Annotated in this window: 18 protein-coding genes; 9 read left to right on the forward strand and 9 right to left on the reverse strand. The window is 29.5% G+C overall.

What is annotated here, in order from left to right; all coding sequences use genetic code 11:
- Nucleotides 1–24: 24 nt before the first annotated feature.
- The 7 genes from SHK09_RS02795 to SHK09_RS02825 all read left to right on the forward strand — a co-directional run bounded on the left by SHK09_RS02795 (nt 25) and on the right by SHK09_RS02825 (nt 8,844).
- Nucleotides 25–942, forward strand: coding sequence for a type IX secretion system membrane protein PorP/SprF (locus tag SHK09_RS02795; protein ID WP_319809249.1), 918 nt, complete (start codon nt 25–27; stop codon nt 940–942).
- A gap of 16 nt (nt 943–958) precedes the next feature.
- The gene (locus tag SHK09_RS02800) at nt 959–2,938 is read left to right on the forward strand and encodes an OmpA family protein (RefSeq protein WP_319809250.1); all 1,980 of its coding nucleotides are present in this window, start codon (nt 959–961) and stop codon (nt 2,936–2,938) included.
- 115 nt (nt 2,939–3,053) lie between these two features.
- Entirely contained in the window at nt 3,054–6,461 is a 3,408-nt protein-coding gene (gene ileS, locus SHK09_RS02805) for an isoleucine--tRNA ligase (protein WP_319809251.1), read from the forward strand.
- A gap of 4 nt (nt 6,462–6,465) precedes the next feature.
- Nucleotides 6,466–6,843, forward strand: coding sequence for a TraR/DksA family transcriptional regulator (locus SHK09_RS02810; protein ID WP_319809252.1), 378 nt, complete (start codon nt 6,466–6,468; stop codon nt 6,841–6,843).
- Between the two features lie 53 nt (nt 6,844–6,896).
- Entirely contained in the window at nt 6,897–7,553 is a 657-nt protein-coding gene (locus tag SHK09_RS02815) for a hypothetical protein (protein WP_319809253.1), read from the forward strand.
- Between the two features lie 45 nt (nt 7,554–7,598).
- Complete coding sequence (locus SHK09_RS02820; RefSeq protein WP_319809254.1) at nt 7,599–8,216, forward strand: lipoprotein signal peptidase; 618 nt, start codon at nt 7,599–7,601, stop codon at nt 8,214–8,216.
- Between the two features lie 31 nt (nt 8,217–8,247).
- Nucleotides 8,248–8,844 carry a DUF4230 domain-containing protein gene (locus tag SHK09_RS02825; RefSeq protein WP_319809255.1) on the forward strand — a complete coding sequence of 199 codons (597 nt, stop codon included), beginning with the start codon at nt 8,248–8,250 and terminating at the stop codon, nt 8,842–8,844.
- Between the two features lie 66 nt (nt 8,845–8,910).
- Here SHK09_RS02825 and SHK09_RS02830 read toward each other — a convergent pair whose 3' ends face one another.
- From SHK09_RS02830 to SHK09_RS02860, 7 genes are all read right to left on the reverse strand, one after another.
- Nucleotides 8,911–9,087, reverse strand: coding sequence for a hypothetical protein (locus SHK09_RS02830; RefSeq protein WP_319809256.1), 177 nt, complete (start codon nt 9,085–9,087; stop codon nt 8,911–8,913).
- A gap of 27 nt (nt 9,088–9,114) precedes the next feature.
- Nucleotides 9,115–12,750 (reverse strand): Ig-like domain-containing protein, encoded by a 3,636-nt coding sequence (locus tag SHK09_RS02835; protein WP_319809257.1) that lies wholly within the window; start codon nt 12,748–12,750, stop codon nt 9,115–9,117.
- 137 nt (nt 12,751–12,887) lie between these two features.
- On the reverse strand, nt 12,888–13,478 hold the full coding sequence (locus tag SHK09_RS02840) for a phage tail protein (RefSeq protein WP_319809258.1): 591 nt from the start codon (nt 13,476–13,478) through the stop codon (nt 12,888–12,890).
- A 163-nt stretch (nt 13,479–13,641) separates the two neighbouring features.
- Complete coding sequence (locus SHK09_RS02845; RefSeq protein WP_319809259.1) at nt 13,642–14,322, reverse strand: response regulator transcription factor; 681 nt, start codon at nt 14,320–14,322, stop codon at nt 13,642–13,644.
- A gap of 10 nt (nt 14,323–14,332) precedes the next feature.
- Nucleotides 14,333–15,124 carry a sensor histidine kinase gene (locus SHK09_RS02850; protein WP_319809260.1) on the reverse strand — a complete coding sequence of 264 codons (792 nt, stop codon included), beginning with the start codon at nt 15,122–15,124 and terminating at the stop codon, nt 14,333–14,335.
- Nucleotides 15,125–15,959: 835 nt separating this feature from the next.
- The gene (locus SHK09_RS02855; RefSeq protein ID WP_319809261.1) at nt 15,960–16,319 is read right to left on the reverse strand and encodes a hypothetical protein; all 360 of its coding nucleotides are present in this window, start codon (nt 16,317–16,319) and stop codon (nt 15,960–15,962) included.
- 286 nt (nt 16,320–16,605) lie between these two features.
- Nucleotides 16,606–17,004 (reverse strand): hypothetical protein, encoded by a 399-nt coding sequence (locus tag SHK09_RS02860; protein ID WP_319809262.1) that lies wholly within the window; start codon nt 17,002–17,004, stop codon nt 16,606–16,608.
- Nucleotides 17,005–17,183: 179 nt separating this feature from the next.
- On the opposite strand from SHK09_RS02860, the gene uvrC reads away from it, so the two are divergent.
- Entirely contained in the window at nt 17,184–18,974 is a 1,791-nt protein-coding gene (gene uvrC, locus SHK09_RS02865) for an excinuclease ABC subunit UvrC (RefSeq protein WP_319809263.1), read from the forward strand.
- Nucleotides 18,975–18,976: 2 nt separating this feature from the next.
- Complete coding sequence (locus SHK09_RS02870; protein WP_319809264.1) at nt 18,977–21,178, forward strand: patatin-like phospholipase family protein; 2,202 nt, start codon at nt 18,977–18,979, stop codon at nt 21,176–21,178.
- A gap of 62 nt (nt 21,179–21,240) precedes the next feature.
- Here SHK09_RS02870 and SHK09_RS02875 read toward each other — a convergent pair whose 3' ends face one another.
- Nucleotides 21,241–23,493, reverse strand: coding sequence for an inorganic phosphate transporter (locus tag SHK09_RS02875; RefSeq protein WP_319809265.1), 2,253 nt, complete (start codon nt 23,491–23,493; stop codon nt 21,241–21,243).
- Between the two features lie 80 nt (nt 23,494–23,573).
- The gene (locus SHK09_RS02880; RefSeq protein WP_319809266.1) at nt 23,574–24,782 is read right to left on the reverse strand and encodes a porin; all 1,209 of its coding nucleotides are present in this window, start codon (nt 24,780–24,782) and stop codon (nt 23,574–23,576) included.
- Between the last annotated feature and the right edge of the window lie 145 nt (nt 24,783–24,927).

Consider the following 24,927-nt stretch of genomic DNA (forward strand, 5'->3'; position numbering starts at 1 on the left):
AGTTAAAAAGTAAAGGCAATAAAAATGAAAAAACTTATAGTAATAATTGCAGTTGTATTATTCGCTGTTTCTGCAAAAGCACAACAAGACCCGCAGTACACGCAATACATGTATAATATGAACATCATTAACCCAGCTTACGCTGGGTCATATGATGCCTTAAGTATAAACCTTTTAGGTAGGTCTCAATGGGTTGGTATAGATGGCGCTCCAAGAACATTAACAATGGGTATAAATTCTCCTGTTGGTAGAAATGTTGGTTTAGGTTTATCTGTTATAGTAGATGAAATTGGGCCAGTAGAAGAGCAAAATGTTTATGGTGATTTTTCTTATACAATTAAAATTAGTGAAACCGCAAACTTAGCATTAGGTTTAAAAGCTGGTTTTACATTTTTTAACGTTTGTTTACCTTGTTTAAATACCGTAAATGAAAATGATCAAGCCTTTATAAATCAGAATGCAAATAAAGTATTACCAAATTTTGGTGCAGGTGCTTTCTATTATACAAATAAATTTTATGCTGGTTTATCAATACCTAACTTATTACAAACATTCCATTTCGAAAAAGAAGGTGGTCAAGTAACAAGAGCATCAGAAAGAAAACATTTTTTCTTTACTACAGGTTATGTTTTCGATTTATCAGATGATGTAAAATTAAAACCATCTACAATGGTAAAAGCTGCTGAAGGAGCGCCTTTATCTATCGATTTTTCTGGAAACGTTTCATTATATGATAAATTAGAGTTTGGTCTTTCTTATAGATTAGACGAGTCTGTTTCTGCATTAATTAATGTAAGAGCATCTAAGAGTTTAAGAGTAGGTTATGCTTATGATTATACTTTAAGCAACCTAGGTAACTTTAATTCTGGTTCACATGAGGTTTTTGTGCTGTTTAATTTCGACTTTGAAAGAAATAAAATCAAATCCCCAAGATTCTTCTAGTTTTAATAATACAATTATGAAAAAAACAATACAAATTACAATCGTACTTTTATTTAGTTCTTTAACCATATTTGGGCAAACTAAAGAAACTAAAAGAGCAGATACCTATTTCGAAAACTTGTCTTACGCAACTGCTGCAGAAAGGTATAAGAAATTGGCAGAAGAAAACCCTACAGAGCACGTTCTAAAAAGATTAGGAGATAGTTATTATGAGAATGTTTATATGCAAAAAGCATCTGAAGCTTATAAAAGACTATTTGCAGAATTTACACCCAAAGAGCCAGAGTATATGTTTAAATATGCTCAAACATTAAGAGCTAATGGTAATTTTGAAGCTTCTAAATTATGGATGAGTAAATTTCATACAGCAAATAAAGAAGATTCTAGAGGAACACATTTTACAAAAGATAATGCCAGTTTAAATGATTTAATAAATGGAAAACCAAATTATTCTGTTGCAAATTTAAGAAGTATAAATACTGTAAATTCAGACTTTGGAGTTACAGATTACGGTAATACAATTTTATTTTCTTCTCCAAGAGAAAGAAATATTTATGTTAAGAGAAATCATACCAGAAATAATAAGAATTTTTTAGATATTTATAAAGTTGTTAAAGACAAAATTTCTACTACAGAAGAAATTGATTCTGATGTTAGACCAATGTTTACAGAAGAAATTAATTCTAAATATCATGAGTCTTCTGTAACCTTTTCACCAGATAGAAAAACGATGTATTTTACAAGAAACAATTATGTTTCGGGTAAATATAGAGTAGATAAAGAAGGGTATAATAATCTTAAAATATTAAGAGCAGAATGGGTTTACAATAAATGGGATAATGTAGTCGAATTGCCTTTTAATAGTAGCGAGTATTCTGTTGGTCATCCATCTGTAAGTAAAGATGGGAAAAAGCTTTATTTTGCTTCAGATATGCCAGGTGGAATTGGAGCAACAGACATTTATGTTGTAGATATTCATGAAGATGGTTCTTACGGAACTGTTCAAAATTTAGGTTTAGAAGTAAATACAGAAGGTAGAGAAATGTTTCCTTTTATTTCAGAACAAGATGTATTGTATTTCTCTTCAGATGGTCATTTTGGTATTGGAGCTTTAGATGTTTTTGCAACTAAAAAAGAAAATGGATTTTATACAAAACCTGTAAACTTAAAAGCACCTGTAAATTCTAAATTAGATGATTTTGCATTTTCTATAAACTCAAAAACTAAACAAGGTTATTTATCTTCTAACAGAGATGGTGGTGTTGGTGATGATGATATATACTCTGTAGTAGAATTAGAAAAACCAGAAGTTGTTAAACCACCATGTGTGCAAATTGTTTCTGGTATTGTAAAAGACAAGAGGTTTCAAAACCCTTTACCAGGCGCAAAGTTAGTTTTAAGAGATAATAATGGTGTAGTAGTTAAAGAAACATTTGCAAATGAAAAAGCAGAATTTACTTTTACTTTACCATGCAACAAACAGTATACTGTAGATGCAACAAAAGAATATTACCAAGCAGATTCGGCTTCTTTTGTAACAACAAAAAAACAAACAATAACTCTTAATTTAGATTTTGCTTTAGATATTATATCAGATTTTACGTATAATGAAAGAGGAGAATTAATTATTATGATAGCTCCTATTTATTTTGATTATAATAAATCTAATATTAGAGAAGATGCTGCAATAGAGTTAAATCAGATTGTTAGAATCATGAAAGAATACCCGAAGTTAATTATAAGATCTAGTTCACATACAGATGCAAGAGGTAGAGAAAGCTATAATAAAGCTTTATCAGACAGAAGAGCAAAATCTTCTGTAGCTTATATTTTAAGTAAAGGAATTAGTGAAAATAGAATTACAGGAAAAGGTTTTGGTGAAACAAGATTAATAAACGATTGTGTAGATAATGATAAACATACAAATCGTACTAAATGTACAGAAGAAGAGCATCAAACAAACAGAAGAACAGAGTTTGTTATTGTAAAATTATAATACATTTTAAGTATACTAAAAAAAGAGTCTTTTATAAGGCTCTTTTTTTTGTGCCATAAATCGAAGTATTACAAGAAATTGATTAATTTCGCATTCTTATAAGAAAAGATACACAATGAGCGCGAAATTTCCTGAGTATAAAGGTCTTGACTTGCCAAAGGTTGCAGAAGAAATTCTAAACTATTGGGGAGAGAATAACATATTTGAAAAAAGTGTAACGACAAGAGAAGGTGCAGAGCCTTACGTTTTCTTTGAAGGACCTCCTTCTGCAAACGGACTTCCAGGAGTTCATCATGTTTTAGCGAGAGCTATTAAAGATATTTTTCCACGTTATAAAACCATGAAAGGTTTCCAAGTAAAGCGTAAAGCTGGTTGGGATACACATGGTTTACCAATAGAATTAGGTGTAGAAAAAGAATTAGGTATTACCAAAGAAGATATTGGTAAAACCATTTCTGTAGAAGATTATAACGCAGCTTGTAGAAAAGCAGTAATGCGTTACACAGATATTTGGCATGATTTAACCAATAAAATGGGATATTGGGTAGATATGGAAGATCCATACATTACCTACGAGCCTAAATATATGGAATCTGTTTGGTGGTTGCTAAAAGAGATTTACAATAAAAAATTAATTTATAAAGGGTATACAATTCAGCCTTATTCGCCAAAAGCGGGTACAGGTTTAAGTTCTCATGAGTTAAATCAACCAGGAACATACCAAGACGTAACAGACACAACGGTTGTTGCACAGTTTAAAGCAATAGAAAATACGCTTCCAGACTTTTTACAGAATGAAGGAACGGTTTATTTTATAGCTTGGACAACAACTCCTTGGACGTTGCCAAGTAATACAGCATTAACTGTTGGACCTAAAATTGAGTATGTTTTAGTAAATACTTTTAATCAATATACATTTGAACCTACAAAAGTAATTTTAGCTAAGAAATTAGTTGGAAAACAATTTGCAGGTAAAAATAATGTAGCGGTTGAAACATCTGAAGAACTAAGTACTTATAATGCTGGTGATAAGAAAATTCCTTATTACGTAATTAAAGAATTTGTTGGTAAAGATTTAGTAGATATTAAATACGAACAGTTATTAGATTACTGTTTACCAAACGACAATCCTGAAGATGCTTTTAGAGTAATTGCAGGAGATTTTGTTACTACAGAAGATGGTACGGGTATTGTACACACTGCACCAACTTTTGGAGCAGATGATGCTATTGTTTGTAAACAAGCAGTACCGCCAATTCCACCAATGTTGGTGAAAGATGAAAATGATAATTTAGTTCCTTTAGTAAATTTACAAGGAAAATTTAGACCAGAAATGGGTGAGTTTGCTGGTAAATATGTAAAGAATGAATATTATAATGATGGTGAAGCGCCAGAAAGATCTATTGATGTTGAGTTAGCTATTAAATTAAAAACAGAAAATAAAGCCTTTAAGGTAGAAAAATACAAACACAGTTACCCAAATTGTTGGCGTACAGATAAACCAATCTTATACTACCCATTAGATTCTTGGTTTATTAAAGTGACTGATGTTAAAGACAGAATGCATGAGTTAAACAAAACCATTAACTGGAAACCTGAATCTACAGGAACTGGTCGTTTTGGTAATTGGTTAGCAAATGCAAACGATTGGAATTTATCTCGTTCTCGTTATTGGGGAATTCCATTGCCAATCTGGAGAACAGAAGATGGTAAAGAAGAAATTTGTGTGGGTTCTGTTAAAGAATTAAAAGAAGAAATGCAACGTGCCGTTGAGGCAGGCATAATGACCGAAGATATATTTGCAAGCTTCGAGGTTGATAATATGTCTGAAGAAAACTATGCGAAAATAGATTTACATAAAAATATTGTAGATGAAATTGTATTAGTTTCAGCTTCTGGACAACCAATGAAACGTGAAAGCGATTTAATTGATGTTTGGTTCGATTCGGGTTCTATGCCTTATGCACAATGGCATTATCCGTTTGAAAATAAACAAAAAATTGATAAAAACGAATCTTTTCCAGCAGATTTTATTGCTGAAGGAGTAGATCAAACACGTGGTTGGTTTTATACTTTACACGCAATTTCTACAATGGTTTTCGATTCAGTTGCCTATAAAAACGTTGTTTCTAACGGTTTAGTTTTAGATAAAAACGGACATAAAATGTCTAAGCGTTTAGGAAATGCAACAGATCCTTTTACAACATTATCTACGTATGGAGCAGATGCAACGCGTTGGTACATGATTGCAAACGCAAACCCTTGGGATAATTTAAAATTCGATTTAGAAGGAATTGAAGAGGTAAAACGTAAGTTTTTTGGAACTTTATATAACACCTATTCATTCTTTACTTTATATACAAATATTGATGGTTTTTCTTATGAAGAAGCAGATGTTGCTTTAGAAGACAGACCAGAAATAGACCGTTGGATTTTATCAGAATTACATACTTTAATAGCTAAAGTAGATAAATTCTATGAAGAATATGAACCAACAAGAGCAGCAAGAGCAATATCAGACTTTACGCAAGATTACTTAAGTAACTGGTACGTGCGTTTAAGTAGAAGACGTTTTTGGAAGGGAACATACGAAACAGATAAAATTTCTGCATATCAAACTTTATACACGTGTATGAATACGATTGCAAAATTAGCATCGCCAATTGCGCCATTTTTTATGGACAGATTGTACCAAGATTTAAACTCTGTAACTGGTAAAGAAACATCAGAAAGTATACACTTATCAGATTTTCCAGTGTACGATGCAAGTTTTGTAGATAAGAGCTTAGAGCGTAAAATGGAAAATGCACAAATAATATCTTCTTTAGTTTTGTCACTTAGAGCAAAAGAAAAGATAAAAGTGCGCCAACCATTACAAAAAATTATGATTCCTGTTGATAGTGCCCAACAAAAAGAAGAAATTTTAGCAGTTGCAAACTTAATTCAGAATGAAGTAAATATTAAAGAAATTCAAATTTTAGATGATGCTTCAGATATCTTAATCAAACAAATAAAACCTAATTTTAAAACATTAGGTCCAAAATTTGGTAAAGACATGCGTTTTATTGCAGCTGAGGTTCAAAAATTTAACCAAGAAGATATTAACAAAATAGAGAAAGATAAAAACATTCTTCTTGAGATTAATGGAAAAAATATTACTTTAGAACTCTCGGATGTAGAGATATCATCGAAAGATATTGAAGGTTGGTTAGTTGCAAACGAAGGAGCTTTAACAGTTGCTTTAGATGTTACTATTACAGAAGAATTACGTAAAGAAGGAGTTGCTAGAGAGTTGGTAAACAGAATTCAGAATGCACGTAAAGACACTGGTTTAGAAGTAACAGATAAAATAAAATTAACGGTTTTAAACTTCGAAAACTTAAAGAAATCTATCACAGATAATAAAGAATACATTATGAGTGAAACATTAACTAAGGAATTGGTTTTTGTAGATGAATTAAATAGTGGTACAGAAATTGAGTTTGATACCATTAAAAGTAGAATATTAATCGAAAAAGTATAAGAGTATGTCAGACGTTAAATTAAGATATTCGGATGTAGATTTACAAGAATTTAAAGGAATTATAGAAAAGAAAATAACAAGAGCAGAGGCAGATTTGGCTTTGTTACAAAGTTCTTATAGAAATGATTCGAGTAATGGTACAGATGATACTTCGCATTCTTTTAAATCTTTTGACGAAGGTTCTGAAGTAATGAATAAAGAAGCGAACGTACAATTAGCTATTAGACAAGAAAAGTTTATTAGAGATCTTAAAAACGCTTTAATTCGTATAGAAAATAAGACATACGGTATTTGTCGAGTTACACGTAAACTAATACAAAAAGAACGTTTAAAATTAGTGCCTCATGCAACTTTAAGTATCGAAGCAAAACGCAAACAATAATTTTTAAAAGCTTCCATTATTTGGAAGCTTTTTTATTATAAACAAGTAAAGTAATGTCTGTTTTAACGTTTCAGAAAACGCTGTTTTTCTTTTTACTGATTTCTTTTGCGTCTTTTTCTCAAAAAAAAGCAATAAAAAATTTTACGGTTACTACTAAACAAATTAGTATTTCTACAGATGGTTTAGATGATTTTGTTTTAAAAAATTCAGAAACTAATTTTGTAGAAGTTTTCTTGTATGCAGAAAACCCAAATAAACAGCATATTATAGTTGAAGAAAAAAGTACAGAGACAGAAATAAAATTTAAGATTCCTGTTTTTAAAAATGAAGAAGAAATTTTTAGAAAATATATAACAAAAAGATTAAAGAGAGCAACTGCAACTATTAAGGTTCCTAACAATACAAACGTTTCTATTTTTGGAAGAAACATTAATATAGCTTCTAAAAGTTATAACGGAAATTTAAGAATTTTTATAGAAAACGGAATTGTAAAATTAGATACTATTCAGCAAAATTTAGAGTTAAAAGTATATGCAGGTAATATAATTGGTACTTTAAAAAAAACAAGTTTAAAGGCGGTTTCTAAATCTGGTAAAATTAAAATTGATGGTATTTCTCATCAAAAAGAATATGAAGAAAAAGAAACTTTAACAGCTAAAGAAATAGATATAACTACAATAAAAGGGAATATTTTCTTAACACACCAATAAAGATAATAATAATGTTATTTTTGTTACTATAAAATTAAAAAACAAATGTCAAAAAAGAAGCTGGCAATTCTTACTATAATTATCGCTATTTTATTAGATCAGATTATAAAAATCTATGTAAAAACTCATTATGCTTTAGGAGATGGAGTAGATGTTTTTAGTTGGTTTCAAATTCATTTTACAGAGAATAATGGAATGGCAATGGGATTTGAATTTGGTGGTAAAGCCGGTAAGCTTTTTCTAACTTTATTTAGATTAGTTGCAGTATCTGCAATTATCTATTGGTTGGCTCAAAACATAAAGAAAAAAGTACATAATGCAGTAATTATAGCTATCTCATTAATTTTTTCTGGTGCAGTTGGTAATATTATAGATTCTGTTTTTTACGGAGTTATTTTTGATAATTCGAACCATAAAATAGCAACTTTATTTGCAGAGAAACCTTACGGAACGCTGTTTCATGGTAAAGTGGTAGACATGTTTTATTTTCCTCTTTGGCAAGGAACATTACCAGAATGGATTCCTTTTATGGGCGGAGAGTTTTTTACTTTCTTTCAATATATATTTAATCCTGCAGATGCTTTTATTTCTGTTGGTGTTGCGTTGTTATTTATTTTTAGCAAACAAGCTTTTCCTAAGGAAGAAAATAAAATTGAAGCTTAAATTTAACTTTTAGTTTTTTTAATTTAGTAGTATGCGTTTCTTAAAATACCTTGCAGTTTTTTTATTAGGTTTCTTAATTGCCAAATATTGGTATAAAGAAAAGAACAAAAATTATAAAAAGGAAGAGATACAAGTTGTTGTAAACTCTATTAAAAACTTGAGTAAACTGGTTGTTTCTAAAGGAACTTTCTCTGAAGTTTATAATTATACAGATTCTAAAAAATACTTTCACGATTATTTGTCTTTTGATAAAAAAGCAATAATTACTGTAAATGCAACTGTTGAGGTTGGTTATGATTTATCTAAATTAGAAATTCAAATAGATTCTGTAGGTAAGAAAATCATTATTAATAAAATACCAACTCAAGAAGTTACTATTTCTCCAGATGTTAAATATTTCGACTTACAACAAAGTCAGTTTAATGTTTTCTCTAAACAAGAATTGAATAAAATTAACGAAAAAAGTATCGATAAAATTAAACAAACAATAGAAGTTACAGATTTAAAAGAGAAAGCAAAAACAAGACTTTTTGAAGAGCTTTCTAAAATATACCAACTATCTGCAATTTACAATTGGCAAGTTGTAGATAATACTAACTCTGGTTTTTTACCTAATTTTAAAGATTAATTATTAATATAAAAGGCCGTCAAAGATTAATTTGACAGCCTTTTATAATTGTATTCCTAATATTTACTAAAACCCATCTCCTGGAGCTTCAGGGCTTGCTGCTTGCGCTTTCTGAGGATTTAGTATAAGATAAGTTCCTAATGCTGTTAAAGCAGCGTATTTACCGTAATTCCCTATTTTTTTAATTGCTTGCTTACGAGTAATTTCTTGAGCAATATCTTGAGTTTCTTTTGTGTTTTTCATGATGTTTTGTCTTTAAAATTATCGTTATTATTCTAAAATTATTTTTTTATTCAATTTTCCGTTTTCAGTTTCTAACTGAACAATATAAACTCCTTTAGCTAATTTTGGTAGCGCTATTTCTGAAACACCTTGAGATTTAAAAGATGTTCTTAATACTTGCTTTCCTAAAATATTAAATAGTTTTATTGATGCGTTATCACTTTGTAAACCTGCAATTTTTAAAGTAGTATTATTTGTTTTATAGATACTAATATTGTCTAGAGTTGCATTTTTATCAATACTTAGTACACTGTTGGTTGTATAGATGTAAAAACGACCAATTCCGTTTAAAGCTTCTGTTAAAGTAATTTTATAAGTATTGTTAGCTTCATCTAAACGTGTAAACGTATTTGTTAATCTATCTTCTAAAAATATTTTAAGATCAGCATCAAAGTTAGTCGCATTTAAAGAGAATGTAATTTCTTTATCTGCATCAGCTTTAATTCCTACAGGAACTGCCATATCCGCATAACCTGAGTTTGGTAAAGCTTGTATAGCAAAATCTATACCCTCACTATTACTTACTAGATGAGTGTAGACTTTAAAATTAGAGCTAGTTCCAGTAAATGTACCAAGATCAGAACCCACATCTAATCCTGTGGTTTTATTTTTAATATATCTTAATTTGGTTAATGAGTTATTAGTTCCATCAGAAAGATTTAAGATTATTTCTGGATAACTTGTACCACTTTTCAAAAAGATGTTTCCTGTTTGATGAGTTTCCATTGCTTCAGTAAAACTTACTGAAGTTCCGCCTGCATCTGGAGCATGAACAAAGAATCCTTGTCCGGGAGCAATATAGAAAGCAGCGTCGTCTACAGACTTTTCTAAATAAGCAGAACCATCCCATAAATATAAACCTGCTCTAGAAGGATCTAAGTTACCAGCATCAATATTTACTTTCAAAAAGTTATTCGTTACATCAGCGGCATTACTACCATTTAATGATGCTGTAAAAGGATTTCCTACTAAATTCCATCTATTTCCTGCAGGGTTATCTCCTCCATCAGTAATTGGAAAAATTTTATCAGTAGTATTTAAAGTTCCAGAGAAATTTAAAGTACCATTTGTGGTTTTTTGTATAGAATATCCTTTACCTGCAGTAAACGTACCAGCACTAGCAATATTATTTGTTCCGGCTGCCGTAGTATAGTAGTTCCAACGAGAAGCACTTACAACGTTATTTACATAAGGAGCAATTGCATATTTATTATCATTAGTACTAACATTTCCAGTAAAAGTACTAATATTTCTGCCTGAAATTGGAGCAGATATTAAATGCCAGTTTGTAGATAAATATCTGTGATAATCAATATTACTAATTCCTGTATGATTTCCTTTAACAATTAAAGAACCATTGGAAGCAGCATTTGATAATATATTTAATGTTCCATTTTGATTAAGATTTCCATTAATTGTAATTGATGTAGAGCCAAGTATATTAAAAGATCCACCTATACTAATACTTAAATCGTTAACTGTAACATTGCTCATGTCTAAATTAATACTATTATATGATACATTAACATTATCTGTCCTAATTGGTAACCTACCTAAAGACCAATTACTAAGCACAGACCAATTTCCACTAGCTACCAAATATGAATTTATTTGATTTGCTTGGGATGTGAAATTTAAAGAAGTTGCATCAGCAATACCTACATAATTATTATTAAGCGCATCTTTAAAAGCGGTATTATCTATTTGAATGTAATAGCCTGTATTTAAATCAAAATCAGCAGAAGGATTAATGGTAGCAGTATTTGTACTTACAGTAATAGTAGCTGTAGTAACGTCTATTGTTTCAACAGTACTGTTGTCCAACGTTTTTTTGATTAGTATATTACCTGTTCCTTTACTAATATTCTCATTAAATGTTAATTCTATGTTTTGAGAAATAGTAATCTCTGTAGAATCATCTGCAGGATTAGAAGAAGTTAAAGTAGGTCCATTGTTATCTAAAGTATATGTTTCATCAGTAGCTGGTTCTGCATTAGATAAAGAATTACCAGCAAGGTCTGTAATCGAAACTCCACCATTAAAATTTAAACCTACATTACTATTTAATGCTGCCAAGTTTCCACCAGATATCGTTACATCATAAGTAGAAGCTGTTACTTGAAGTACACCAATAGCAGATCCTGATGGGCCTGTAACGGCAAAATCTGCTGCTCCAACTCCTGTAACATCTGAATCAAAAGTTACTAAAAATGTTAAGACGTCTGCATTGGTAGTTTGAGTTGTTGGTGTTTTTCTTGTGAAGCTTGTTGTAGAAGGTGCATTACCATCAATAACAATATTTTTGTTTGCACCTAAAGAATTTGCTGCTCCAGGAGTTGGTAATGTTAAAGTTGCATCTTTTCCACCAGCATCATGAATACTTGTTCCTGCAGTAAGTGAGTTTGTAGCTAGATAATCTAAATCTGCACTTGTATCTCCTGCCTGTACAGTATAATTAAATTGTAAAGTAGAAGTACCACTTCCTGTACTATTATAGTTTATGGTTCTATCTGTTGTACCAGTTTCTAATGTGATTTGTGGCGTACCAGTTACAGTAACATTTTCATTAAAAGTTACGGTTACAATAACATTGTCACCTGCTTTATAAGTTCCGTTTGCAGTTGTTGCACTTACGTTAGTTACTGTTGGTGCTACTGCGCTAGATACTACAGTAGTTGTATTGTTTGAATCTGTGTCTGTACTATCATTAATTACAACTGTAAAAGTTGTAGTTTCAGTAGTTGAGTTTCTATTATCTGTAGGGTTATAAGATAAAGCTCTTAATTTTTCTTGTAAGTCTGCAGGTGTAGTGCTTGCAATAGCATAAGGTCCTGTTCCTGTTAAACCTGTACCAGACAAAATACCTTTAGCATTGTTGTCTAAAGTAATAGTTGCAGAAATATTATCTCCATCTGCATCTGTTGTTGTAATTGCAGAAAAAGGAGTTATTGTTACATTGTCATTTACATTTTGTCCAGCAGAAGTACCACCTATTACTGGAGCTGTGTTTGGTACTGAAGCATTTACTACAACCAAACCATCTAATGAAAACCCACCAAAAATAGGAGAAGCAGGAGTAATAACTAATTCATCTATTTGTGTAAATGATCCGGTTGTTGGGGATGTAAAATCAATAACGATAGCAGAATTATGTACTGGTGAAGCTAACGTAATGGTACCAACAGATAAACCGTCTTTTTTTCCGGTAAAGGTAAAGTTGATGGTTGAACCACCCAAAGCTTGTTCATAAGCAAAATTGACTGAAGTTAAACCAATTTCATTACCACTATCTGTAGATAATGTTCCTGAAGATATAGATGCACCACCATTTCCTATCCATCCTAAAACAGCATCACTACCGCCTCCAATTGTACTTGACCCAGCACCATTGCCACTAGTCGCAAAAGCTAAAAAAATAGAATTACTACTTGTACCAGCCATATCAAATCCATTTAATAGAGCATTAGAAGATTGATCTGCACTTGGATTTGTGGAATTTGCTAAAACTACTATAGAAGCACCAAACTCCATTGTACTTGGTGTTGGTGTAACTTGTGCTTGCAAATAAGTACCATTTATAAAAAGTAAACATACAATGGTAAATAGAAATGTAATTTTTTTCATGATATTTTGGTTAGAATAAATTAATGGTAAATTTAAGGGAGTTTTTTTTATGAAAAACACCTGTTTATACGTGTTTTTCATAAAAAAAATACCCTGATAGAATTTATAAGAGTATTTAATATAGTTTATGAATTAATTTAACTTCTTGAAGGAAAAATACCTTGTAAAGCAATTATATAATTAATAGCATTAAAAGGTTGCCTATTTTCGTGAGATAAATTTCCACCGCTATTTAAAATAGTTAAACCTGCATTACCACTAATTGTTTGACCATTTACAGTATTATTCGCAGGCCCAAAAGCATTTACTTTTGTAGCTCCTAAACCAGCACCAAATTGAGCAGCAGCAGGTACATCTCCTTCTGCAGGTACTTGATTAACAGCAGCATCTTTACTTAAAAGAATATGCTGGTCTGCACTAGTTGTGTTTGTTGTAGGATGTGTATGAGTTGGCATTTGTGTTTGATTTAAAGTAACATGCTCAAGACCACCTCTTTCACCTAAACTATAAGAAGACAAACCAGGACCATGTCTTGGGCCTATTGGAGCTCTACCTCTTAAATCTGGTAAAGCAAAAGAAGTTCTTCCATCTCCACCATAAATTGTTCCTAATAAAGAAAATAAAGCAGTGTTTGAACTAATAGCTAATAATTGTCCGTCGCAAAAAGCCCATCCTCTTGGGGCAAAATTCCCACCAAACAACATAATTTGTGCAATAAATGGTTCCATAATAATATAATTTTAAGTTAAAAAGTTTAATTTGTACTCTTTGTACAGTTCAAATTTACTTGTAACTTTTAATTTATTTTAGAGAACAACTTTCTGAAAAGAAAAAAGGGTATAAACACTTATTCGCTAAGTATTTATACCCTTAAAGTAAAAATGAAGTTTGTTATAAATTAAAATCTGGCGTAATTTCTATTAATTTTTTTTGAATTCCATAAATAACCAAACCAGCTACATTTTTAGATTGTGTTTTTAAAAGAAGGTTGTTTCTATGACCTTCTACAGTTCTTGGGCTTATAAATAGCTTTTCTGCAATTTCTGCAGTTGTATATTGCTCGCATATTAGCTCTAAAACTTCAAACTCTCTTTTAGAAAGTAACTTTTTGTCTAAATCACTTTTTATACGTTTTCCACTAGATGAAATAATGTTTTCATGAATAATAGTCAATACTTTTTCATCATAATAAAAACCTTTTTCATAGACCTCATTTATGGTATGAATTACCATTTTTGGGCTTGTGTTTTTAAGAAGATAAGAAGATGCACCAACATCAATCATATTTGTAATAAAAGACTTACCATCGAAACTAGTTAATGCAATTATTTTAATACTTGGGTGTGTTTTATGAATAGCTTTTGTTGCTTCAATACCATTCATTTCAGGCATTTTTAAATCCATTAAAATAACATCAGGAAATTCGTCTGTATTGCTTAAGAAGTCTAATAAATCCTTACCGTTTTCAGCTTCATAAATAACCTTAAAATTGTCTTCTCTGTTTAATAAAAAATGAATTCCTTTTCTAAAAAGTTCTTCATCATCTGCAATAACTATATTAATTTTACTCATATTATAGGGATTATAGTATTATAAATATTTTAAAACCTTTATTTTCTTCAGAGCTAATTGTGTGGTTTCCTTCTAAAAGAGCTACTCTACTTTCAATATTTTTCATTCCTAGACCTTTTTTATTTTCTACATTATTTAGGTTAAAACCAATACCATCATCAGTATAATTAATAAAAAGATTATTGTCTTTTAAATATATATTTATACTACTGTTTTTGGCTTTACCATGTCTTATAGAATTATTTATTAATTCTTGGACAATTCTAAATAAGTGTAATTCGTTTTCTGGAGTTAAATAAGTTTTAGGATACTTTAAGTTATATTCTATAGTAATTTTTCTACTATTATTAAAAGAGTCTGCTAGTTCTTCTAAAGCATCTTTAAGACCAAATTCTTCTAAAATAGGAGGTAATAGATTATGTGCAATCTTTCTAGCACTTTCTAACGTTTTATCTGTTGCTTCTAAGATGCTGTTATTAACAAACAAGTATTCTTCTGGGCTTAGTTTGCCATCTTTTAGAAGGTTTGCATTTAGGTTTATTACGTTAAGTTTAGAGCTAATATCATCATGTAAATCTTGGGCAATTCGCTTACGTTCTTCTTCTTGAGTAACAATAATAGATTGTATAATATCTTTTTGATGATTAATTTCTAAGTTCTTTTTTTCCAATTCTTTTTCTACTATTTTTTTTCTTGAGAAAAAGAAAAATAGTAGAAAAGCAACTCCCATTAGAAGAAGTAATAAAACACCTGTTAAAACAATAGCAATCACTTGGTTTTCTTGAGTTAATAGTTCTTCCATTAGGGTTTTTTGTTAGGTGAAACAAAACTAATGAAAAATAAGTTATTGTAAATATAGTAGATTATTAACTGTGTTTAAAGTGCTTTAAGAAAAACGGGTGTTTATACTTGGTTTTAAATTCTTTAGTGTAAAGGTTCGATTATTATCTTTTTTTAGAAGTTAAGATTAATGGTTTTCTAAAGTTTCTATACCATTCTACAAATATTAAAACTTGAAAAAAAACATATAAAAAGGCGTTAACATCCCAAACAAATAATTTCATTTCTCTAGAACCTATGTTTCCTAGAATGAAAATTAACGTACTGCAAAGAGTGTAAATAAAGAAACCAGAATTAAAGTAAATATATTTTTTATTAGTGCTATGATTTAAGTTTTTTAGGAAGAAAAAAAAGCTATAGATAATTAAAGGAATAGAGGTTATTGCAATTTCAAAAACACTCCATCTTTCGAAGGCTTTTGGTTGTTTATTTAGATGAAAAATAAAAGAAAACACAATTAAAAAAGTAAAACACCTGTTTAAGATTTTAAACTTTTTAAAGTTAAGTAACTTTGAAAAGAAAAAACTTAAAAAGAGAAACTGGCCAATAAAAAAATAATGACTTAAAAAAAGGTTGTTTTGCCCTAAATCATGTAAGATATTTGAGTAAAATTGAATAAGAAAACAAAGCATTAAATACATAATAAAATATTTTAATGCTTTGTTTTTTTCGTTATAACTAATTACAAAAACAAGAGTGTTTAAAGTTAAAATAAAGTATCCTGCATTTACAATATAGTCATCTATGTTCATTTAATTTTTCTTTTTTTAAGTTGATTCTAGTACCTAAAGAAACCTTTATTTATTGCTTATAGGTTTTCTAAAGTTCTTATACCAATCTATAAAAATAAAAATTTGATAAACTAAATACAGAATTGCATTTAAAGACCAGATAAAACGATTCCAAAAAGAAACAGATGAAGAAACATATTTTCCTGCAACAAATAAAAGTGTACTAGACAATAGATATATAAAAACACCTGAATTTAAATAAATAAAGTCTTTTTTATCATTTTCTATATTTTCTGTAAAATATAAAAAGGCATAAATAACTAATGGGATAGAGCAAATAACAATTTCTATTAAATTAAAGGTATCATAAAGTAATGGGTTTGTATAATATTGAATAGAAAGTACTAGTAATATAATTAAAAACAATATTTTTAGAATTGATTTATAGAGTTGTTTTTTAAATAAAAGGTGATAAAAAACTGATAAAAAAACAAATTGCCCAATAAAATAATAATGAGATAAAAATAAATTGTGTTCTCCACTTATTCTTATGTACGTTGCATTCAATTGAATAATAAGACAAAGTAAAAGGTAAAAGTTAAATATTTTAAAAGCCATCGATTTGTTTCGATAGCTTTTAAAATAGAGTAATGTGTTAATCGCTAAAATAAAATAGCCTAAATAGATTATTGTTTCTCGAAAGCCCATTTACTTATCCATTTAAAGGACTTTTTGGGTCACATAAGTTTGGGCAAGGATCAGAAAAATCATAAATATCATCACTTTCTTGGTCTAAAATTAAACCATCCTTAGAAGAAATCATGTCTTTACCATTAGCATCTACACCAACAATAATTAATTTTTCTATAAAAACGGTGTCTCCTTCAACCACTGTTTCTTCTACACCAATATAACCTCTTACACTAACAACACCTTGTTCTTTAATTACTTCTTGTAAGTCTATTAAAGGAATATTAAAAGCTCTACAATCGTGGTGAGAGTTATAAGTGCTTTCCATATCTCTCCATCTTTTAGTCCAATCTTTTGCAATTTCTAAACTAATAGTATTTTCTTTATTTGGTTTTGGTACATCGTTTGGTTTTTTTTCCATGTTTAATAGTCTAAAGTTAATATAATTTTGGTTAGGTTATAAAATTAGATAAATTAAACTAAAACTAGGTATTTGTACTTGTTTTTTAAATTAAAACAGGTGTTTTTACCTGTTTTTTAATCTTTGTTTTCAATCGTTTTACTTTATGAAGTGTTTAAAAAAATACGTAATTTCGTGCTATGTCTGCATCTTTAGAACTTCAAGTAAAAACATTACCAAATGAACCAGGTGTTTATCAATATTTTGATAAAAACGACGTGATTATTTATGTTGGTAAAGCTAAAAATTTAAAAAAAAGAGTTTCTTCTTACTTCAATAAAAATCATGAAAATGGAAAAACTAGAGTTCTAGTTAAAAAAATTGTACACATAAAACATATTGTTGTAGATACAGAAACAGACGCTTTATTATTAGAAAATAATTTAATAAAAAAATACAAACCGCGTTACAATATTTTATTAAAAGACGATAAAAGTTACCCTTGGCTTTGTATTAAAAAAGAACGTTTTCCTAGAATTTTTATGACGCGTAGAGTTATAAAAGATGGGTCTGAATATTTTGGACCTTATACTTCTATAAAAACAGTTCGAATTTTATTAGATTTAATAAAAGAACTATATCCATTAAGAACTTGTAATTACGATTTAAGTCACCAGAACATAAACGAAGGAAAATATAAGGTCTGCTTAGAATATCATTTAAAAAATTGTAAAGGTGCTTGCGAAGCATTAGAAACAGAGGCACATTATAATAATTCTATTAAAGAAATTAGAAATATTATTAAAGGAAATTTTAAAGAAAGTTTAGATAAATTTAACGATATGATGTTAGATTTTGCAGAGAAAATGGAGTTTGAAGAAGCACAAAAAATTAAGGAGAAACTTAACTTACTAGGCAATTACCAATCTAAAAGCACCATTATAAATCCGTCTATAAATAATGTAGATGTTTTTTCTATAATTTCTGATGAAACTCATGGTTATGCAAATTTTTTAAAGATATCTAACGGTTCTATTATACAGTCTCATACTACAGAAATTAAGAAAAAATTAGATGAAACAGATAAAGAGTTATTAGAGCTTTTTATTGTTGAAATTAGACAAAGATTCGATTCTCAGTCGCCAGAAATTTATGCACCTTTTAAAGTGAATATAGGTGAAAACGTAAAAGTTACAGTACCTAAATTAGGGGATAAAAAACGTATTGTAGAGCTGTCTGAAAGAAATGCGAAATATTATAGAATGGAACAATTTAAGCAAGTGCAAATTGTAGATCCAGATAGACATGTAAAAAGAATAATGGCGCAAATGAAAAAAGATTTACGCCTTTCTGTAGAACCACGTCATATAGAATGTTTCGATAATTCGAATATACAAGGTACACACCCAGTTGCTGCTTGTGTGGTTTTTAAAGATGGAAAACCAAGTAAAAAAGATTACAGACACTATAATATAAAAACGGTTGTTGGGCCAGATGATTTTGGTTCTATGGAAGAGGTGGTTTTTAGAAGATACAAACGCTTATTAGAAGAAGAGCAACCTTTGCCGCAATTAATTATTGTAGATGGAGGTAAAGGGCAATTATCATCTGCTTTAAAGAGTTTAGATGTTTTAGGTTTGCGTGGTAAAATTGCCATTATTGGTATTGCAAAAAGATTAGAAGAAATTTATTACCCAGAAGATCCTATTCCTTTATATTTAGATAAGAAATCTGAAACTTTAAAAATTACACAATATTTAAGAAACGAGGCTCACAGATTTGGTATTACGTTTCATAGAAACAAACGTAGTAAAAGTGCTATAAAGTCTGAGTTAGAGCAAATACCAGATGTTGGTGAACAAACTATTACAACTTTATTACGTAAATTTAAGTCGGCAAAACGTGTTAAAGAAGCTTCTTTAGAAGATTTAAAAACAGAAATTGGCCATTCTAGAGCAATGAAAGTACATAACTTTTATCATAAAAAATAATTATGAAATTAAAATTATTCTTCCTTTTTTTTATTTTATCTATTAGTGTTTTTTCACAAAAAAGACAACCAAAAGTAGGTGTGGTTTTAAGTGGTGGTGGTGCAAAGGGTTTTGCTCATATAGGTGTTTTAAAAGCATTAGATGAAGCAGGTGTACAAATAGATTATATTGGTGGTACAAGTATGGGTGCTATTATTGGTGGTTTATATGCCGCTGGTTATTCTGCAAACCAAATAGAAGAAATTATTTTTACAACAGATTTTTTAACCTTAATAAGAGATCGATTGCCAAGAAATTCAGAAACTTTTTTTGAGAAAGAGTATGGTGAGAAAACGGTAATTACACTGCCTGTTAATAAAGGTAAAATAGGGTTTCCTAGAGCTATTTCTAAAGGGCAAAATGTTTTAAATTTATTATTAGAGCTATTCGACTCTGTCGACGGTAATCAAGATTTCTCTAAGCTTTCAACTCCTTTTTTCTGTATTGCTACAGATGTAGAAAATGGCGCTCCTGTAATTTTAGAAAGTGGTTCTTTACCTATTGCATTAAGAGCAAGTGCCTCTTTTCCTTCCCTTTTAAACCCTGTTGAAATTAATAACAAATTATTGGTAGATGGCGGTATTGCTAATAATTTTCCTGTAAGTGTTATGAAAGACAAAGGGATGGATATTGTAATTGGTGTAGATGTTGAAGGTAAATTATTTCAGAAAGAAAAAATTAACTCTGTTGTTGCTTTGTTAAATCAGATTATGAGTTACCAGATGTATAGCAAAACAGATGAAGAAATAAAAAAACTAGATGTTTACATTCATCCAGAAATATTTAATTATACTGTTGTAGATTTTGATAAAAAGAATGAAATTCTAGAAAAAGGAACTATAGAAGCTAAGAAATATGTGAAGGTTTTTGAAGAAATAGCAGCTAAACAAACGGTTAAAAAGAAGAGGGGAACTTTAGAATTTAGTACAGAAAAATTAGAGATTTCGCATATAGGAATACAAGGTGCATCTAATTATACTAGAGCTTTTGTTTTAGGAAAATTAAATATTAAAGAAGGAGATAGCTTGTCTAGAAATGATATTACTAAAAAAATATACTTGCTCTCTGCAACTAGAAATTATAATAGAATAGAATACAATTTAATAAAAAAGACAAATGGTAGTTATTTATTAGATTTTAAATTAAAAGAATCTAATGAAAATGCAAATTTAAAATTAGGTGTTCATTACGATTTGCTGTATAAGTCTAGTGTTTTAGCAACATACAATCAAAAACATGTATTTAAAAATAACGACATGTTTTCTTTTGACATGGTTTTAGGAGATAATTTAAGGTATAATTTAAATTATTTTGTAGATAATGGTTTTTATATAAGTTACGGTTTCCGCTCTCGATATAATCACTTTAGAAGTAATGCTAAATTTAATCAGGTTTCTAATATATCGAATGTAAATAGCATTAATTTAAGTTATTCAGATCTAACAAACCAAGCATTTTTTCAAACAACATTTAATAGAAAGTTTGCTTTAGGATTGGGGTTAGAACATAAATGGATAAAAGCTTCTACAGAAACGTTGGCAACTGCAACAACAAATTTAGAAACAATTATAGATAGGAGTAACTATTTTAGTGCTTTTGGGTATTTAAAGTTAGATACATACAATAAAAAGTATTTTGCAACTAAAGGTTATTTTGCAGATTTAAATTTTAAATGGTACGCAGCTTCTACAGATTATAATAATGATTTTAGAATGTTTTCTCAAGCAAAGGGTACAATTGGTTTTGCAACTACTTTTGGAGATAGATTTACGCTTCAAAATACCAATGAAGCAGCTTTTACTATTGGTAATCCTACTTCTAATGTGTTCGATTTTTATTTAGGAGGTTATAATCAAAATTATATTAACAATTTTATTTCTTTGTATGGTTATGAGTTTTCAGATTTATCTAATAACTCTTTTATTAAAACAGAGCTAAATTTAAGGTATAGAGTAGGAGATACGCATTACTTTTCATTTATAGCAAACTATGCAAGATTAGAAGATAATGTTTTTAAAGACTTAGAATTATTTGATAATATAAAATCTGGGTATGCTCTGGGTTATAGTTACGATTCTTTTATAGGACCAATAGAACTAAAATATAGTTGGACGCCAGAAAATAAAGATGGTTTTTGGTTGTTTAACTTAGGTTTCTGGTTTTAAATTATAAGCACAAAAAAAAAGCCATGAAATTTATCATGGCTTTTTTTATTTAATTCTTAATTCTAGTTGTTCTGTTTTGTACTTAAATAGAATTCTTCATATGTATTTAAAAGGTTCATTAAAGCAGATATTAAATCTTTAGTCTCTAATAACAAACTAAAATAAAGTGTTGTGTTCTTAGGACTTGTTTCGTCTGTTCTAATTCTTGCAACTTGCTTCTCTATAGAAGAAGAAACGTTTTTAAGTAATTCTTGTTTTTCGATTAAGATATCACTTAAATTATCGAAAGTTCTTTTTTCAAAAACATCTGCAACTTTTAAAAGTAGAGCAGATAATTCTTGGTCTATTTCTTTTAAGTCTTTTAATTGCCCTTTCTTTAAGTTTTTATGGTTGTTATTAACGTGCTTGTAACTAGCTCTAGAAATATAGCTAATAGACTGTGCAACATCTTGTAAATAACCTAATACCATAATATAGAACCTACTTGCTTGTACAGAAGTTTCGTCTAAAGATTTAATAAAGTAGAATACACCGTCTTTTAAGCCGTCTATCTCATCGTTTAATTTACCAACGTGTTTGTCTGTTTTACGTAGTTTATTTAAATCATGATTAGCTAAGTCGTTAACAACATTAGTATATAGTTTATTAACTCTATCTGCAACACCAGAAATATGATCTGCACTTTCTTCAATTACACCATTAATTGTAATTAATTCTGCTCTTTCTATATATACTTGCTTTTTTTCTTCTTTTGTTTTTCTTCTATGTATTAAAGAGTTTCTACCAATTAAGAAAGCAACTACAGCTAATAAGATAGGAATCATAACCATATCCCAGCTAATTAAGTATGCAACTAAAGCTGCAGCTAAAAATGCAGTTAAAGCAGTTAAAAACCAACCACCAATTACATTTAATACACCAGCAACTCTATAAACAGCACTTTCTCTACCCCAAGCTCTATCTGCTAAAGATGTACCCATTGCTACCATAAATGTAACATAAGTTGTAGATAAAGGTAGTTTCATTGAAGTTGCAATAGATATTAAAATACCAGCAACAATTAAGTTTACCGAAGCTCTTACTAAATCGAAAGCAGGTAATTCATACGTTTTGTCTTTTGGTAACTCTATAACGGGTTTAGTAAATTTAGAATCTATATAGGCTAAAGTAGGTTTTGGTAAAACATATCTAATTCCAATATTTATTGCCATTGCAGTTCTTACACTAATTCTAGATAATGGGTTTGGTTTAAATTTCTCATGACCTTCTCCTTGTCTAGATAAATCGATACCAGTTTTTATTACGTTTTGTGCTTTACTAGAAGTCCATAATGTAACAACCATAATTGCACCAGCAAATAATAATAAATATACGTTAGATGGTACTTTTTTAGCTAAAATACCCATAGAAAATGCATCTGCACCAACGCCAGAAATTTCCCAAGCTTGGTAAGAATTCCAAGCTGCAATTGGTACACCAACAAAGTTTACCAAATCGTTTCCAGAAAACGCCATTGCTAAAGAGAAAGTACCAATACCAATAATTAATTTTAAGACATTTATTTTAAATGCTTTTATTAATATTTGCGATACTAAACTCCAGAACACAAAACTTCCTGCAATAATAGCTATTGTGTTTCCTTCAATTAAAAACTTAACATCTTTATACCAAGGAGTTCCTTTCATACCTTTAATAATAATAAAGTAAGTAATTGCAGTAATAGCAAAACCACCAAATAAGGCATTTATATAAGTTGCTCTTTTTTCAAAATTGAAAGAATAAATTAATCTAGAAACAAACTGTACAAGCGCACCAACAGAGAATGCAACTACAACAGAGAGTAGTATTCCGTTTATAATTTCTAATGCTTTTTGATGGTTAATGTAGTTCCAGATATCTGATACAGATTGAGAATCGTTTGCAGATATTTTAATTAAAGAAATACATACTGCAGCTCCTAGTAATTCAAATACAATAGAAACTGTTGTAGATGTTGGCATACCAAGAGAATTAAAGATATCTAATAAAAGAATATCGGTAATCATTACTGCCATAAATATAAACATGATGTCTTGAAACATAAACATGCTTGGGTTAAAAATACCCTTACGTGCAACTTCCATCATACCACTAGAGGTAATTGCTCCAAAGAACACACCTAAACTAGCAATAATCATAATATTTCTAACAGATATTGCTTTTGAGCCAATTGCTGAATTTAAAAAGTTAACAGCATCGTTACTAACTCCTACTACTAAATCTACAATAGCTAAAACAGCTAAAGCGACTAACATTAAAATATATGGATCTCCCATTTTCTTTGATTAAATTAAGTTTTGCAAATCTACACACACAAAAAGTTATTAATGTTATGTTTATGTTATTATAAATTACATTAAAAATGAATGTCTACTTGTAATCTATAAAGTAGCTTATTCGTTGTAAACCCAATGTCTGTATAGCTTAGGTCTGTTTGTATTTTTAACTTATGGCCTGCAATGTACTTAGATAGACCTAATGTATATTGGTTTTCTGCACCTTTACCTGTAATATTTCTATCTAAAGTTACGTTTGTATAGCGAGCAGAAGCTTCTATTGTTTTAGTTAATAAATAACCAGTTTGTAAATTTAAACCATTACCAATTTGTACTTCATCTCCTGTTAAAGTTCCATCAGAGTTTTTAGCTAAAGCATCATCTGCATTTCTATTTGCATATTCTGCCATAAAAGAAAAACCTTTATGCTTAAACATTGCATCAATAAATACGGTAGAAATATTTGTAGAATAAAAACCAATATCATTTAACATATAAGAACCTTGGTTACTTCTTGTTTTAGAGGCATTATTATTAAAATCATATGCAAAGCCTAGAGATAATTTTGGTTTAGGTTCAAACTTTAAATCACTTCCTTTATAGTCTCCTTTACTTTTAAAGTCTCCAAAAGGAAACAATTCTACACGAGTTGTATATTGATGTCCACCAATATTTCCTGTAGTAATATTTCTTCCTTCACCCTGTGCTATAGAAAAGATTTCTTTTATTAAGAAAGTATCTGTAAGGTTAAAATGGTGTCTTAATTGAATTCCTATATCTCTATCTATAGTAAATCTACTATTTAATAAAGACCTATCTACTTGTTGTAAGTTTGCAGATGAAATAACACGTTCTCTGTTTCCTGGTAGTTTTGTTTGTCCAAACCATAAAACAAAGTTTCCTGTAAAGTTCCATTTTAAAACAGCATCTAAAATATACCTAGGTGCGTTGCTTGTGTATTTTGATGCGCCAGATTGATCTCTGTTAGACAAACCTAATTCAACTTTATATTTTAGTTTAGGTGAATATGCAAAACCATCAAATTTTAAACGAGATCTTCTAATTAAAAAAGAAGTTGCAGGATTAGAAAGTCCGTTACTAACATCCCAACTAGAAGTTGCAAGTGTTTGAAACCTTAAACCAATTTTCATAGACCAAGTACTGTCCTTTCCAACTAAATTAAAAAGGCCTTTTCCAAACTTTGGTGCGTTTGTTTCTTGTGCATTTATGCTATAAAAAGCACAGATACAGGCTAATATTACTACATTTCGTAGTATTGGTAATTTCATTATTATTAGTTTTTGTCGCAACAAAGAACCACTAACAATGTTAAGTTAATGTTAAAATAGCATTAAAAAATAAATATACTGCTTTGGCCAAGGGCAGTAAGTCATATAAAATAGTTGACAAAAACTAATAATTTTATAATGACAT

Source organism: Polaribacter sp. PL03, assembly GCF_033875165.1.
Classification (GTDB): domain Bacteria; phylum Bacteroidota; class Bacteroidia; order Flavobacteriales; family Flavobacteriaceae; genus Polaribacter.